Annotated in this window: 16 protein-coding genes and 3 pseudogenes; 11 read left to right on the forward strand and 8 right to left on the reverse strand. The window is 70.9% G+C overall.

The window, feature by feature from the left end:
- The first annotated feature begins 333 nt into the window (after window positions 1–333).
- The gene (locus tag ACIPYQ_RS25205) at window positions 334–1,917 is read left to right on the forward strand and encodes a M1 family metallopeptidase (protein ID WP_401255165.1); all 1,584 of its coding nucleotides are present in this window, start codon (window positions 334–336) and stop codon (window positions 1,915–1,917) included.
- Between the two features lie 63 nt (window positions 1,918–1,980).
- Here ACIPYQ_RS25205 and ACIPYQ_RS25210 read toward each other — a convergent pair whose 3' ends face one another.
- Entirely contained in the window at window positions 1,981–2,883 is a 903-nt protein-coding gene (locus ACIPYQ_RS25210) for an oxygenase MpaB family protein (protein WP_361751875.1), read from the reverse strand.
- 92 nt (window positions 2,884–2,975) lie between these two features.
- Here ACIPYQ_RS25210 and ACIPYQ_RS25215 point away from each other — a divergent pair, with 92 nt between their 5' ends.
- The 9 genes from ACIPYQ_RS25215 to ACIPYQ_RS25255 all read left to right on the forward strand — a co-directional run bounded on the left by ACIPYQ_RS25215 (window position 2,976) and on the right by ACIPYQ_RS25255 (window position 8,917).
- Window positions 2,976–3,179, forward strand: a complete 204-nt coding sequence (locus tag ACIPYQ_RS25215; protein WP_401255168.1) for a hypothetical protein — start codon at window positions 2,976–2,978, stop codon at window positions 3,177–3,179.
- Window positions 3,180–3,303: 124 nt separating this feature from the next.
- The gene (sph, locus tag ACIPYQ_RS25220) at window positions 3,304–4,293 is read left to right on the forward strand and encodes a sphingomyelin phosphodiesterase (RefSeq protein ID WP_401255171.1); all 990 of its coding nucleotides are present in this window, start codon (window positions 3,304–3,306) and stop codon (window positions 4,291–4,293) included.
- A 503-nt stretch (window positions 4,294–4,796) separates the two neighbouring features.
- On the forward strand, window positions 4,797–5,138 hold the full coding sequence (locus ACIPYQ_RS25225) for an ArsR/SmtB family transcription factor (protein WP_401255174.1): 342 nt from the start codon (window positions 4,797–4,799) through the stop codon (window positions 5,136–5,138).
- Between the two features lie 2 nt (window positions 5,139–5,140).
- Window positions 5,141–6,868 carry a SulP family inorganic anion transporter gene (locus ACIPYQ_RS25230; protein ID WP_401255768.1) on the forward strand — a complete coding sequence of 576 codons (1,728 nt, stop codon included), beginning with the start codon at window positions 5,141–5,143 and terminating at the stop codon, window positions 6,866–6,868.
- Entirely contained in the window at window positions 6,865–7,287 is a 423-nt protein-coding gene (locus ACIPYQ_RS25235; RefSeq protein ID WP_401255177.1) for a pyridoxamine 5'-phosphate oxidase family protein, read from the forward strand. Before ACIPYQ_RS25230 ends, ACIPYQ_RS25235 begins: the two co-directional genes overlap by 4 nt.
- Window positions 7,284–7,709 (forward strand): ATP-binding protein, encoded by a 426-nt coding sequence (locus ACIPYQ_RS25240; protein ID WP_401255179.1) that lies wholly within the window; start codon window positions 7,284–7,286, stop codon window positions 7,707–7,709. The genes ACIPYQ_RS25235 and ACIPYQ_RS25240 overlap by 4 nt, the downstream gene beginning before the upstream one ends.
- 16 nt (window positions 7,710–7,725) lie before the next feature.
- The gene (locus ACIPYQ_RS25245) at window positions 7,726–8,136 is read left to right on the forward strand and encodes an STAS domain-containing protein (RefSeq protein WP_401255182.1); all 411 of its coding nucleotides are present in this window, start codon (window positions 7,726–7,728) and stop codon (window positions 8,134–8,136) included.
- Window positions 8,137–8,183: 47 nt separating this feature from the next.
- Window positions 8,184–8,405, forward strand: a complete 222-nt coding sequence (locus ACIPYQ_RS25250) for an alkylphosphonate utilization protein (RefSeq protein ID WP_030648694.1) — start codon at window positions 8,184–8,186, stop codon at window positions 8,403–8,405.
- 176 nt (window positions 8,406–8,581) lie between these two features.
- Window positions 8,582–8,917: an ArsR/SmtB family transcription factor gene (locus ACIPYQ_RS25255; RefSeq protein ID WP_401255186.1), complete on the forward strand. Its 336-nt coding sequence runs from the start codon at window positions 8,582–8,584 to the stop codon at window positions 8,915–8,917.
- 393 nt (window positions 8,918–9,310) lie between these two features.
- Here ACIPYQ_RS25255 and ACIPYQ_RS25260 read toward each other — a convergent pair whose 3' ends face one another.
- The 7 genes and pseudogenes from ACIPYQ_RS25260 to ACIPYQ_RS25290 form a co-directional block, all read right to left on the reverse strand.
- The gene (locus ACIPYQ_RS25260; RefSeq protein ID WP_401255189.1) at window positions 9,311–9,685 is read right to left on the reverse strand and encodes an ArsR/SmtB family transcription factor; all 375 of its coding nucleotides are present in this window, start codon (window positions 9,683–9,685) and stop codon (window positions 9,311–9,313) included.
- 191 nt (window positions 9,686–9,876) lie between these two features.
- Window positions 9,877–10,251 carry a hypothetical protein gene (locus tag ACIPYQ_RS25265; RefSeq protein ID WP_401255192.1) on the reverse strand — a complete coding sequence of 125 codons (375 nt, stop codon included), beginning with the start codon at window positions 10,249–10,251 and terminating at the stop codon, window positions 9,877–9,879.
- A gap of 451 nt (window positions 10,252–10,702) precedes the next feature.
- On the reverse strand, window positions 10,703–10,861 hold the full coding sequence (locus tag ACIPYQ_RS25270) for a DUF6126 family protein (RefSeq protein ID WP_401255195.1): 159 nt from the start codon (window positions 10,859–10,861) through the stop codon (window positions 10,703–10,705).
- On the reverse strand, window positions 10,861–11,247 hold the full coding sequence (locus tag ACIPYQ_RS25275) for a hypothetical protein (RefSeq protein ID WP_401255198.1): 387 nt from the start codon (window positions 11,245–11,247) through the stop codon (window positions 10,861–10,863). The genes ACIPYQ_RS25270 and ACIPYQ_RS25275 overlap by 1 nt, the downstream gene beginning before the upstream one ends.
- 475 nt (window positions 11,248–11,722) lie before the next feature.
- Window positions 11,723–11,995, reverse strand: coding sequence for a metal-sensitive transcriptional regulator (locus tag ACIPYQ_RS25280; protein WP_401255201.1), 273 nt, complete (start codon window positions 11,993–11,995; stop codon window positions 11,723–11,725).
- 63 nt (window positions 11,996–12,058) lie between these two features.
- A pseudogene (locus ACIPYQ_RS25285) lies at window positions 12,059–12,628 on the reverse strand (rhodanese-like domain-containing protein).
- A gap of 374 nt (window positions 12,629–13,002) precedes the next feature.
- Window positions 13,003–13,182: pseudogene (locus tag ACIPYQ_RS25290) on the reverse strand (serine hydrolase); the annotation flags it as partial.
- Between the two features lie 87 nt (window positions 13,183–13,269).
- Here ACIPYQ_RS25290 and ACIPYQ_RS25295 point away from each other — a divergent pair.
- A pseudogene (locus tag ACIPYQ_RS25295) lies at window positions 13,270–13,920 on the forward strand (methyltransferase); the annotation flags it as partial.
- Window positions 13,921–14,027 lie beyond the last annotated feature (107 nt).

Here is a 14,027-nt window from a genome sequence, read left to right on the forward strand (position 1 = left end):
GCCGATCCGGACGATCCGCAGGACCGCACGCGGCTCGTCGCAGCGCCGCTCCCCGACGCCGCGGCATGGGCCGCACGGGCGCCGTCCGGCCGGTGGGCCGACGGCTGCGCCGCAGGTCACGGGCCCCGGCCGGATGGCGCAGGGCCCTCGGCGGGGTGCACCCGGCGCGCGGCGCACCCGGCGCGCGCCCCGGACCGTACGCCGTACCGTGACGGCCGAATGGCGATCGTGTGACAGCAGGGGCCATGGACATGACGTGAGTGATCACGGGTGAATACGGTCGAGCGACAAGACCTGGAACGGACCTGCCTCCCCTACCACTTGGAGTCATTCGTGCACCGCAAAGTCATCGCCCCGAGCGTGCTCGCCGCTTCCCTTCTGCTGGTGATCCCGGCGTCGGCGGCGAGTGCCGGTCCGGGTGCCCCGGGTATCGGCGACCCCTACTACCCGGCCAGCGGCAACGGCGGATACGACGTGTCCCACTACGACCTGCGCCTGCAGTACCAGCCGAAGACGGACCTGCTCGAAGGCACCGCCACCCTCCTCGCCACCACCAAGCAGGACCTGTCCCGCTTCAACCTGGACTTCGGCCTCCAGGTCAGCGAGATCCGGGTCAACGGCGCCAAGGCGAAGTTCGCCACGTCCGGCGCCCACGAGCTGGAGGTCACCCCGGCGAAGCCGCTGGCGCGCAACACCCCGCTGTCCGTCGTCGTCAAGTACTCCGGGAAGCCCTCCGAGTTCAAGGTGGACGGCTGGACGGCCTGGCACCGCACGCCCGACGGCGGCGTCGCGGCGCAGGAGCCCGACTCGGCGGCCTGGTGGTTCCCGAGCAACGACCACCCGCTGGACAAGGCCACCTTCGACGTCTCGGTCAACGTGCCCGACGGCACCCAGGCGATCAGCAACGGCGTGCTGCAGTCCCAGACCTCGCGGCTCGGCTGGACCCGGTACAACTGGCGGTCCAACAAGCCGCAGGCGACGTACCTCGCCACCCTCGCCGTCGGCAAGTTCGACATCACCACCGACAAGACGGCGAGCGGGCTGCCGATCCTCAACGCGTACAGCAAGGACCTCGGCGACAACGCGGGCGCGGCCCGCGCGAGCGTGGAGCGGACCGGCGAGGTCACCGAATGGCTGGAGGGGGTCTTCGGGCCGTACCCCTTCAACGCGCTGGGCGGCTACGTGCCGAACGTGACCGCCGGCTTCGCCCTGGAGACCCAGACGCGGCCGTTCTACGGCCCGGGGCAGTTCCGCAACGGGGCCAACGTCTCGGTGGTCGTGCACGAGCTGGCGCACCAGTGGTACGGCGACAGCGTGTCCGTCGAGGGCTGGAAGGACATCTGGATCAACGAGGGCTTCGCCCGCTACAGCCAGTGGCTGTGGTCGGAGAAGGAGGGCGAGGGCACCGCGCAGGAGCTGGCCGACTGGGCCTACGCGCTGCGCCCGGCCGAGGACGCGTTCTGGCAGGTCAAGCCGGGTGACCCGGGTCCGGAGAACCAGTTCCACGGGGCCGTCTACGACCGCGGCGCCATCGCCCTGCAGGCGCTGCGCAACGAGATCGGCGACGAGAAGTTCTTCGAGATCCTCAAGGGCTGGCCGACCGAGCGGGCCTACGGCAACGCGAAGGTCGGGGACTTCGTCCGGTACGCCGAGAAGGTGTCGAAGAAGCCCCTCGCGCAGCTCTTCGAGACCTGGCTCTACACTCCGGGCAAGCCGGAGGCCTCGGCCCTGAACCCGGCGGCCGCGAAGCCGGCGGCCCGCTCGGCGCAGTCCGGCCCGGCGCAGTCCGCCCCGGCGAAGCCCACCGCGGAGCCGAAGTCCTGGAAGAAGATCGCGGAGACCAACACGATCCACGACACCGCGCACGGCTCCGAGGACGGCTCCGAGCACGGCTCCGGGCCCGGCCACCGGCACTGAGTCCGCACCGGCCCGCACCGCACGCGGCCCCCGCATCCGGCGGGGCCGCGTGCGCCGGGTCGGTCACCGGCCTCCCGCATGCCACGCGGCCCGCGCCCGGTAGGCGATCGGCAGGTACCGCAGCCGCTCCGGCAGCAGCGGTACGAGCAGCCGCAGGACCGTGCTGAACCGGCGGAGCCTGCGCTCCTGGGCCGGGCTCCACTCCAGCCCGAGCGCGGCCCGCGCCTCGGGCGGCATGTACCCGACGGTGACGAAGGCCCGCAGGTGCAGGAACGCCGCCCGCAGGACGGGCCAGGTCAGCCGCAGCAGCAGGCGTACGGCGAGGGAACCGGCCTCGGGCCGGGGCAGCGGCACGTCGGTGGCGACCAGCTCGCGGGCGACCTTGGTGGGCTCGATCTCCTCGGCGAGCATCCGGCCCCAGTAGGTCCAGTACTCCTCGATGCTCTGCGGCATGTCCCGGTCGTGTATGCCGAGGATCCGGCCCACCATCAGCCACTCCCGGTAGAGCTGCCGCTCCTGGGCGGGGGTGAAGCGGCGCAGCAGGTAGCGCCCGGCGTACAGGTAGACGGGGAAGCCGGTGGCGTGCACCCAGGAGTAGCAGGCGGGGTCGAGGGAGTGGTAGCGCCGGCCGCGGGTGTCGGTGCCCTGGATCTCCTTGTGCAGGCGGCGGACCCGGCGGCCCTCTTCGGCGGCCTCCTCCCCGCCGTACACCCACAGCTGGACCGAGCGCAGCGAGCGCTCGCCGCGGCCCCAGGGGTCGGTGCGGAAGACGGAGTACTGGTCGACGCCGGCCCCGATCGCGGGGTGGGCGACCTGGAGGGTGAAGGCGGCGGGCAGCATCAGCAGGGCCCGGACGTCGCCGGCGATGGTCCAGAGCACCCCGCCGGGCGGAGGCGGCCGGGGATCGGTGCGGGCGGCGGACGGCCCCGGTGTCACCCGCGCGGCCCCACGGTCGGTCCCGGTCATGCGCGCCCCCAAGCAGTCGATCTCTTACGGTTCCCAGTATGACCTGGGCCGGAGGCCTTCCGGCGGGCCGGTGCGCGCGCCATCCTGCAGCGATGGACCTGTCTCCCTCCGCGTGGCTGGAAGCCCTCCTGCCCTCCGTGCTCGCGGTCGTCGCCGTGACGTCCGCCCTCGTCTGCGCGGCCGCCGGGGCCGTCCTCGTCCTGCTGCGCCTGGTCCTGCGGCGGCGCGGCAGGGAGCGCCGGGAGGAGTCCGCGGGCGGTCTCGCCGGGTTCACCTGGACCTCCCCGGAGGACTGACGGCGGCCCCGGCGCGTGATCGTCGCGGCCCGGACAGAAAGTCGCTGCACGGGTGTTACCCAGAGGTAACCGTGGCTGCTTGGATGACGGAGCCGATCTTCCCGCAGGAATGATGGAGTCCCCCATGCCGCAGAACTCCCCCCGTCGCCACCGTGCCGCAGCCGCGGCCGTAGCGGCGGTCGCCGCCGGCGCCCTGGCCGCCACCTCCGCGCCCGCCGCCACGGCCGCGGAGGGCGCCGCCGCCCCGCGGCTCAGCGTCCTGTCGTACAACGTGTTCCTGATGAGCAAGAACCTCTACCCGAACTGGGGCCAGGACCACCGGGCCGCGGAGATCCCCAAGACCTCCTTCTACCAGGGCCACGACGTCGTCGTGCTCCAGGAGGCCTTCGACAACGGCGCGTCGGACGCGCTGAAGGCCAACTCGGCCGCGCAGTACCCGTACCAGACCCCGGTCGTCGGCCGCAGCAAGAGCGGCTGGGACGCCACGGGCGGCGCGTACTCCTCCACCACCCCGGAGGACGGCGGCGTCACGATCCTGAGCAAGTGGCCGATCGTCCGCAAGGAGCAGGTGGTCTTCAAGGACGCCTGCGGCGCCGACTGGTGGTCCAACAAGGGCTTCGCCTACGTGGTGCTGAACGTGAACGGCGCGAAGGTGCACGTGGTCGGCACCCACGCCCAGTCCACCGACCCGGGCTGCGGCGCGGGCGAGGCGGCCGACATGCGCGCCCGCCAGTTCCGCGCGATCGACGCCTTCCTGGACGGGAAGAACATCCCGGCGAACGAGCAGGTCATCGTGGCGGGCGACCTGAACGTCGACTCGCGCACCCCCGAGTACGCCGCCCTGCTCGCCAACGCCGACCTGGCGGGCTCCGACACCCGCACGGGCCACCCGTACTCCTTCGACACCGCGCTGAACTCGATAGCGAACTACCGCTACCCGACCGACCCGCGCGAGGACCTGGACTACGTCCTCTACCGCAAGGGCAACGCCCGTCCCGCGGGCTGGGAGAACAACGTGGTCAAGGAGCAGTCGGCCCCTTGGACGGTCTCCAGCTGGGGCACCTCCTACACGTACACCAACCTCTCCGACCACTACCCGCTGATCGGCCGCTAACGGCGGCGCACCGCACCGAGACCTACTCAGCCGGTCGTGGGCTCCTCAGCAGGCACAACGCCCGCCGGAGCCCACACCGGCACCACGCCCGGCTCGGCACCCGGCCCGTGCCCGTCAGCCTCCGCGACGGCGGCCAGTCCGCGCGCCCGGTCCGGTCCTTGCCGATCTGCCGTTCGAGCCCCCTTGCGAGACCGCACACGGTACGACACACGGCCCGACGCAGCCCCGGGTGCTCCGCGATCTGGGATACGGCAATCCGTCTCACGATCTTGTCCTTTGCGCCGTCGGCCCACCACTCGGGCGTTCCGGCCAGCCGTCATCGGGCGGGTCTCGCCGACCAGGGGGCGTCGAGGTCCGCGCCGAACGACACAGCTGACAGAATCATCAAATTGCAGAAGTCTGCAATTTCATAGATGCTGTGAGTGCTGTGCCTGTAGGTAGCCGCGGGCACGGCACCAAGCCGTTCGCCCCAGAGCCCGGGGTGGTGAGAAGGGTGCGAGGCCATGCCGGTTCCGCTGTATCAGGCGAAGGCCGAGTTCTTCCGGATGCTTGGGCACCCGGTGCGGATAAGGGTTCTGGAGCTGCTGCAGGACGAGCCGATGCCGGTGCGGGACCTACTGGCCGCGATCGAGGTCGAGCCCTCCGCACTGTCCCAGCAGCTCGCGGTCCTGCGCCGCTCGGGGATCGTCACCTCGACCCGTAACGGCGCGACGGTCGTCTACGAACTGGCGGGCGGGGACGTCGCGCAGCTGATGCTGGCGGCGAGGCGGATCCTGACCGAGGTCCTGACGGGGCAGAGCGAACTGCTGGAGGAACTGCGCGAGTCCGAGGTCCCGGCCTCGTGAGCATGAACGCTGCGCTGACGGCTGTGCTCGGACGGGTCCGCTCCGTCCTGCCCGCCCGGGCCGACTACGCGGTCATGGCCCGCGGCCCCCGCCGGGACCTTCTGGCCGGCCTCACCGTGGCGATCGTCGCCCTTCCCCTCGCCCTCGGGTTCGGGGTCTCCTCCGGGCTGGGCGCGGAAGCGGGGCTGGCCACCGCCGTGGTCGCGGGCGCGCTCGCCGCCCTGTTCGGCGGGTCGAATCTCCAGGTGTCCGGCCCGACCGGTGCGATGACCGTGGTCCTGGTGCCGATCGTCGCCCAGTACGGGCCCGGCGGCGTCCTCACCGTCGGGCTGATGGCCGGCGTGCTGCTGATCGCTCTCGCCTTGCTGCGGGCCGGGCAGTACATGCGGTACGTGCCGGCGCCCGTGGTGGAGGGCTTCACCTTGGGGATCGCGTGCGTGATCGGCCTCCAGCAGATCCCCTCCGCCCTCGGGGTCGAGAAGCCAGCAGGCGAGAAGGTCCTGCTGGTGGCCTGGCGGGCGCTCGTGGAGTTCCTGGCCTCCCCGAACTGGACAGCGATCGGCCTCTCGCTGGGTGTCGCGGCGGTGATGCTGGCCGGAGCGCGTTGGAAGCCGACGGTCCCGTTCTCGATCGTCGCTGTCATCGCCGCGACCGCGGTCGCGCAGCTCTTCCACCTCGAGGCGGCGGCCCCCATCGGTGACCTTCCCTCCGGGCTCCCCGCCCCGTCCCTCGCTTTCCTCGATGCTTCCGCCTTCGGCTCACTGCTGGCCCCGGCGGTCGCCGTGGCCGCCCTGGCCGCGCTGGAATCCCTGCTGTCGGCGACCGTGGCGGACGGGATGACGGTCGGGCAGCGGCACGACCCGGACAAGGAACTGTTCGGGCAGGGCGTCGCGAACCTGGCCGCCCCGCTGTTCGGCGGCGTCCCGGCCACCGCCGCCATCGCCCGGACCGCGGTCAACGTCCGTACGGGCGCCTCCTCCCGGCTGGCCGCGCTCACGCACGCGGCGGTGCTCGCGGTGATCGTGTTCGCCGCAGCGCCTCTCGTCTCGAAGATCCCCCTCGCGGCGCTGGCTGGTGTGCTGTTGGCGACGGCGATCCGGATGGTGGAGGTCGGCTCGCTGCGCGCGATGATGAAGGCGACCCGCTCTGACGCCGTCGTGCTGGTCCTGACCGCCGCTGCCACCCTGGTCCTCGACCTCGTGTACGCGGTGATCATCGGCCTCGTCGTCGCCGGAGCCCTCGCGTTGAAGGCGGTGGCGAGTCAGGCCCGGATGGAGCAGATCGACTTCCGCCCGGACCTGCCCGGCGAGCACAGCGACGAGGAGCACGCTCTGCTGGCCGAGCACATCGTGGCCTACCGCATCGACGGACCGCTCTTCTTCGCCGGTGCCCACCGCTTCCTCCTCGAACTCTCCGAGGTCTCTGACGTGAAGGTGGTGATCCTGCGCATGGCGCGGGTGACCACCCTGGACGCCACCGGCGCCCTCGTCCTGAAAGACGCGGTCGAGAAGTTGAACCGGCGCGGCATCGCCGTGCTGACCTCCGGTATCCGGCCCGCTCAGCGCCAGGCCCTGGACGCCGTCGGCGCCCTGGAGCTGCTGCGCCTGGCAGGCCGCGAGTACGCCACCACCCCGGAGGCGATTGCCGGGGCCCGCAAGCACTTGGAGCAGGCGGGCCTTCTGCCCCGTACGCATCACCGACCGCACCGCATCCGGAAGGCCGCACGATGACAGTCCCCGCCGACCTGCGCATGATCGAGGTCTCCGGCACCGAGGCCCTGTGGCTCCTCGAAGGCTCCGCCCGAGGCCGACTCGTCTACATCCAGAGGGAGCTGGCCGTCGTCCGCCCCGCCGCACACGTGATGGAGTACGGACGCCTCGTCGTCCGGGCCCCCGTACAAGCCGCCACCGTCCCCGGCCGGGCGTTGCTGACCTACCAGGTGGACGAGATCCGCAGCCCGGCCGGCACCGGCTGGACGGTCAGCGCGCACGGCCCGGCAGATGTCATCGCCGACCCGGACGAGGCCGCCCACTACCGGCGGACCCTGCCGGGATGGGCGCACGGCCCGCACGACACCCTGTTGCGGCTGCACCCGCAGTCGGTGTCCGGGTTCCGCCTGGCCCGCACCGTGACGGCGGCGGGGCGGTGAGCGTGCAGGTCGAGGCGATGCCCTACCGGCATGTGCTGGACGTGCCGGCCATGGGCTCGGCCGTCCGCATCGCCCGCGAGACCACCGAGCTTGCCCTCGTCGAGTGCGGGGTGGGCCTTCGCCACCCGAGTGTCGGTCCGGCGCTGCTGATCCTGGCCGAGCTGGTCACCAACGCCGTCCGCCACGCCGCCGTGACGTCCCCGATCATCACGGTCACCTACGCGCACGGGCCGGGGGCGTTCGCGTTCGCTGTCCACGACCGCCACCCCTACCTGCCCGCCCTGTTCGATGGCCTTGCCACCGCCCCGCGCAGCGGTCTGGCCATGGTGGTGGAGATGACGATGGAGCTCGGCGGCACCGCCGTCGTACGGGCGGATGCGGACGGACGCGGCAAAGCCATTTGGATCACCCTTCCCCTGTGAACCCGAGGAGCTGACGATGACGATCGAATGGCGTTACACCACCCGCCAGGACCTGGGCGTGCTGTCCCTGGCCGGGTATCTCGGCGCGGACGCCACCGACCGGTTCACCGGCGCCATCGGCTGGGCGATCGCGAGGGGCACCGGCCCGGTCGTCCTCGACCTCACCGGCCTGCTGGGCTGGTCGGCCGGCGGGCAGATCGCCGTCGCCCAAGCCGCACGCCGCCTCGCCGAAAACGGCCGCAGACTCGAGCTCGCCGCGATACCCGCGGACGGCTCCCTCGTCCCCGACGCCACCTGCCCGCCCGTCCCCGTCCACTGCGACCTCGCCGCAGCCTTGGCCGCCCACGGCGCCCACGGCACCCTCAAGCAGTGGACCACCGACGACTGGCCCGCTCCGCAGTCCCCCGAGGCACCCACCCTCACCTGATACCAGCACCACCCTCCACAAGAACAGCGACGAAGGACACCTACGCCATGAGCGACATCATCTTCAAGGACTCCAACGGCACCGTCCTGGAGGACGGGGACTCGGTCACCCTGACCAAGGACCTGAAGGTCAAGGGCACCTCCGAGACCCTCAAGCGCGGCACCCTGGTCAAGAACATCCGCCTCACCTCCCGCCCCGGCGAGGTCGAGTGCAACACGAAGAAGGTCAAGGGCCTGGTCCTGAAGACCGAGTTCCTCAAGAAGGCCTGACCGGCGAAGGACCCACGTCTCGGGGCCGAACGTCACGAAGGCGCCCCGCCGGGTCCCGCGAGTTGCAGGGATCTGCAATTGTGGAGGCCGCAAGGTGTGAAGAGGGGCGAACGGATGCCCCTACGAAGGAACGGTTCCGGGTGGATGAGATGGGCAGTCACGACCGAGGTACCCAGGTGAGCACACCGCTGTACCAGCTCAAGGCAGAGTTCTTCAAAACGCTGGGGCACCCGGTCCGCATCCGCGTCCTGGAACTCCTGTCCGAACGCGAGCACGCCGTCGCCGAGATGCTGCCCGAGGTCGGGGTGGAAGCCGCGAGCCTCTCCCAGCAGCTCGCCGTCCTGCGCAAGGCCAACCTGGTGATCACCCGCCGCGAAGGCTCCAACGTGTACTACAAGCTCACCAGCCCCCAGCTCGCCGAGCTCCTGAAGGTGGCCCGCGGCATCCTCTCCGGCGTCCTGGAAGGCCAGGCCGAACTCCTGGCCGACCTCAAGGCCAGCCGCCACGCCTGAACGGTGCCCCACGGTGCCGGCCCTGCGGGGCCCGCACCCCACATACGGCGGCCGTCTTCCGTCAGTGCGGGTTCACCTGCGCTTCTGACACCGGAAGGCGGCCGCTCTGTCGTGACTCCCGTGAGTTCCGTCGCCGTGCCGCGGCGACACGGTGGCGCGGTAGCCGCCCAGAGCCGCGGTCAGCCCCTACGCCGCCAGACCCATCTCGTGCACCGGTCCCACCCCCACTCCCCCACCCTCACCGAATGTTCGCGGCCCAGCTGGGCGGAGCAGGCGGAACGGAATGGGGCCGACCCAGGCACTGAACCCGGTCAGCCGGGGACGTCCTCGCAGAAGCGCCGGCGCAGTCGCAGAAGCACCGCAACATCGGCAACCCACCCCTCCGGCCGGAGGTCATCTCCCCGGAGGGGGGAGGGCCGAGGACCCCGCCTGCGCCGAGCTGTCGGTGTGCCGGAGTTCGGCGAGGAGTTCATTCTGTCCGGCCAGGAGTTCGGTGAGGATGCGCCGTGCGGCGCGCAGGAGTTCCGCCACGTCGCCGCCGGCGAGGGCGTAGCTGACGGTGGAGCCGTCACGGATGGAGATCACGATGCCGGACCGTCTCAGTACTGCGAGTTGCTGGGAGAGGTTCGATGGTTCGATCTCGATCACGTTCAGGAGTTCGCGTACGGGTACAGGACCGTGTTGGAGCAGCTCCAGTACACGGATCCGGACGGGATGCCCGAGCATGCGGAAGAACTCCGCCTTGGCCTGGTACAGCGGCACCTGCATGCGACAACACTCCCAACCCGCGGTTCGACCATTCCAGGGCCGGCAGCTGGACCTGCCGGATTTTCGGTGCCCGGCTCCAGCCATCCTCCCGTCTCCCGGCCCGGCCCGCCCTGACTTGATCACATTCGGATGTGCCGAGTTGAAGACTCTTTCAATTCGTGGGCAAGCGGAGCCGGGAAACAAGGGGACGGCTACAGCTCCAGTTCCCTCTCGATGCGCCTGAGCTGGTGCCGGGCCATGGCCAGGTTCGCCCGGCCCTTGTCCAGGACGATGTACAGGAACAGGCCGTTGCCCCCGCGGCCCCTGATCAGCCGCAGGAGGTGGTACTGGCTACCGAGGGTGATCAGCACATCCTCGATGTCGTCCTTGAGGCCCAGCATCTCCATCGTGCGGACTTTCGCCCGGATCACATCGGTGTTCCCCGCTGCGGCCACCGTCAGATCGAGGTCCTTGCCCCCGCCCAGCGTTCCCAGCGCCATCCCGCTCGTGTAGTCGACCAGCGCGGCCGCCACGCTCCCCTCGATCGAGGTCATCGCCTCCTTCAGAGACGTCTCCACAGTCAGCATCAGTACCGCTCCTTCTGTCTTGGGCGACCCCGGCCGGCCTCACGCCCCGGCCGAGTGATGACCGTAGACGCTACCCACACGCCGCCAGGAGTTACGGGAACATCGGGAATCCGGCAGGAATCAACCTCCCGTGCCCTAACATTCGCCCCGCGAGGTGCCCGTCGACGCGCCGCCCGGCTTCGCGGCGCGCGGCGCAGAGGCATACTCGGACGAACCCGGGCCCGCCCCGGTACCGTTATGGACGCACCACCCGCGAGTCCGGCTACGAGCCCCCTTCGGAAACTCGAACCCGCGGCCTTTCCTCACGTCCTGAACCTGCAGCAGGGAGCCCTGGTCTGTCGCGCCGCGGCGGCGGTCGGCCGTGGCTCGCGGCATGCCTGGGCGAGGGCTCTCGGCTTTGGGGCGGGACACCGGGGCGCACATCGGCCCGTGGTGTCCGCCCGACAAGATCTCACTTCTGGGCGTGCTGGCCCAGGTAGAACAGCAGCCAGATGAACCCGGCGAATACGTGCGTGCCGAAGATATAGAAGAAGGCCCGCATGGCGACGCCCTTTTCCTTCCACTTCTCCTGGTCCGCCTCCGTGTTCTTCGTGGGCGGGTTGTCCGTCATCACGCGTCTTCCTCTCTGGTGTCCGGCTCCCGGAGCGGGCGGGGGCCCGGGCGGATCAGGATCTGCATGCCGTGCTCGTCGGCATGCTCAATGACGGCCGCGACTTCCCTGGCCGCGACCATACGGACATCCGGCTCGGGACCGGTACCGAGATAGGTGATCTCATACAGCTGGACGGCGCTTCGGCTGCTGCGGGTCAAGGAGTGCAGGCCGTGCCTGGCCCCGGCGTCGGTGGCCACCCCGTGATCGTGGGCCACGCGCAGTGCGTCCTCCAGCTCCTCCGCGGCCTGCGCCTCCTCGAAGGCATCGCCAGCTTCCCGCGCAGCCTGGAGACGAGCCCGCGCCATGCGGACCCGTTCCAGCGCCGCTTCCTCGAACCCGGCCACACCGCAACCCCCGCCCATTAGATCCAGAACTAGTAAATTGCATAACTCTGCAAGTCTAGCGGGGGCGGGTCCGCCGGGAGGTTCACGGTGGGCGGGGGTCAGTGGATCCGGTGGACCCGCTGGCTGGTCGGTTCGTACCGTGCCCCCTGGTCTGCGCCGCGGGACACAGAACGTTCCCAGTTGCAGTGCGCGATGTCGGCCTTCTGTTCGTCCGCGAAGGGGGGCGCCCTCCAGGAAGGACCGGGCGACGCCGGCGCCGGTGTCCACGAAGGGGAAACCGCCGGGGCGGAACCCGTAGGTGAAGGGGTAGTCGGTGGAGTACACCATCCGTCCGGTCCCCACGACTTCGGCCGTCCAGCGGAGGTAGCGCGGGCCGACGGTGCCGCCTCCCTACTGTTGCGGCACGGCCGGCTCCACGCCGTGGCGCCACGTCGGCCATGGTGAGGGGGCCGGTCCGTTCTGGTGCGGAGGCGGGTCAGGCGAGGGCGAGGGCGAGGAAGAGCCTTTCGGGTTCTTCCTCCGTCATGGGGGCCTGGTTCTCGCCGACGTCGGTCATGCACTGGCGCATGCCGCTGGCGACGATCTTGAAGCCGGCGCGGTCCAGGGCCTTGGAGACCGCCGCGAGCTGGGTGGCGACGTCCTTGCAGTCGCGTCCGGCTTCGATCATGGCGATGACGCCGGCGAGCTGCCCTTGAGCGCGGCGCAGTCGGTTGAGGACTGCGTTGACTGCGTCGTCGTCGACCTTCACTGGCGCCTCCCGGGCCGTTGCATTCTCGTCCCACGGTACCCCAGGGGGTATCCGACCTCTGGGTCAGTGGTTGCGGAGGGCGGCAAGGGTGGCCTCCAGGTCGCCCTGGCGGGGCGGTTGTGGGGGTGTTTTGCGAGCAGGGCGGCCATGCCGCAGGTGTTGGTGAGGGAGGAGAAGGCCAGGCCGACGGCGACGCCCGCGGAGGCGAGGCGGAAGGCGGGGCGCAGGCGGCCCAGTGCGAGGCCGGTCAGGACGACGGCGCCGGCGGTGAGACGGACCTGGCGTTCCATGCTCCATGGTGCGGGTGGCGCCTTGGGGGTGGTCGAGGGGGTGGCCGCCGGCGGCCCAGGCTCCGGTGCCTCCGGTGAGGGTGGCGGTGGTGATGCCGTTGTCGGCGAGGGTGTCGCAGGCGCTCTCGGAGCGGGCGCCGGAGGCGCAGACGACGAGGATGTCTCCGCGGGCGGCGGCCGCGCGGATGTCGGGCAGGGCGCGGGTGAGGTGGTCAAGGGGGATGTTGAGGGCACCGGGGAGGTGGCCGGTGGCGTATTCGCCGGGGGTGCGGACGTCCAGGACGATCGGTTCGTGCAGGCGGCTGCTGGCCTGGTGGGCGTCGAGGGTGCGGGGGTGGGTCATGGTGCGGGTTCCGTCCTGGTGGGGTGCCGGCCCGTTCTGCCCGGTACCCCTGGAGGTATCGGTGAAGGCGGCCGGAGAAAGTCGACCCCGGCTTCAGGCACCCCGTCACCTGCAGCCTCACCGAGGCGCAGGAACACCTCATCCACGACGTCCACAAGGCAGTCATCAGGAACGACGGCGCGCCTCAAGGATGAGAAACGTCCACAGGACCGGGAGTGTCACGAAAGCGGTGTTCACCACTCGGTTGGCGTACCTCCTGGGCCCATAGGGTCAGGCGCGGATGCCAGCCCTCGGGGCGGCCCACTTCCTCCCCAGCGGCAGCTCGTACTGGCTGGTCGGCTTGGCGCCGACCTCCAGGGACCTCATCGGCGTGTGCGAGGTGAGGGCTCGACGGCTTCGCCGGGTCGGCGGTGAAGTGCTTCGTGGAGGACTCCGTCGCGGATGTCCTGGGGGGCGGTGCCGTAGAGGTTCCTCAGATCGGCTCGCAGCGGCAGCCCGGCGGTGTGAGTGAGCAGGTGGTGGGCCGTGGCCTCGGACAGAGGGTGGCCGGCGACCTGGACGGCGAGCACGTCCAGGGGACCGACCTCACCCTCGAACAGGCCCGCGATCTCGGTGATGCGCTGGCCCGATCGCACGAGGGCTTGCGCCGGCACGGCCCCGGCCCGGTCCCGGAGCAGGTGCCTACTGCCGAGGTCCGCGACCGCCCCCGCGAGCGGTTCCTGAACCCGGGCGTCTTCCTGCCCGCCGGCAACGGGCTCTGGCGGCCGGTCACCGCCGCCGGTACCGACCCGGCGGAGTGGGTCAGGATTGCGTACTCCGACGAGTCCCTCGTCACGCAGCTCGACAACCACCTCACTGCCGACCAGACGCCGGGCCCGGTACCGGGCATCCCTACCTCGTCGTCCACCGTCCCGCAGCTGGTGCTGGAGATGATCGAGGAACTGGAGATCGAGGACGGGCACCGCGTGCTGGAGATCAGCACCGGGACCGGGTACTCCACGGCCCTGCTGTGCCACCGCCCGGGCGAGGACAACGTCACCACGATCGAGGTCGACCTGGCCGTCGCCGCGCGCGCCGACGCAGCCCTGGAGACCGCCGGGTTCTCCACTTGGACCGTCACAGGGGACGGACTGCTCGGCCTGCCCCGCCGCGCCCCGTACGACCGTGTGATCGCCACCTGCGGTGTCCGGCGCATCCCCTACACGTGGGTTCGCCAGGCCCGGCCCGGCGGCATCGTCCTCGCCACCATCGGGTCCCTGGCCACCGGGACCGGCCTCGCCAAGGTCACCGTGCGCTCACGCACGTACTGGATCGGCGGCTCCGCAGACCTGCGATGGCAGCACCCGCTCTGCTGATCGATGTGCACGCTGCCCGAACGTTTCGCCGATTCGGCTGCGGC

Origin of the sequence: Streptomyces sp. NPDC090045 (assembly GCF_044747975.1) — a bacterium.
Lineage (GTDB): Bacteria > Actinomycetota > Actinomycetes > Streptomycetales > Streptomycetaceae > Streptomyces.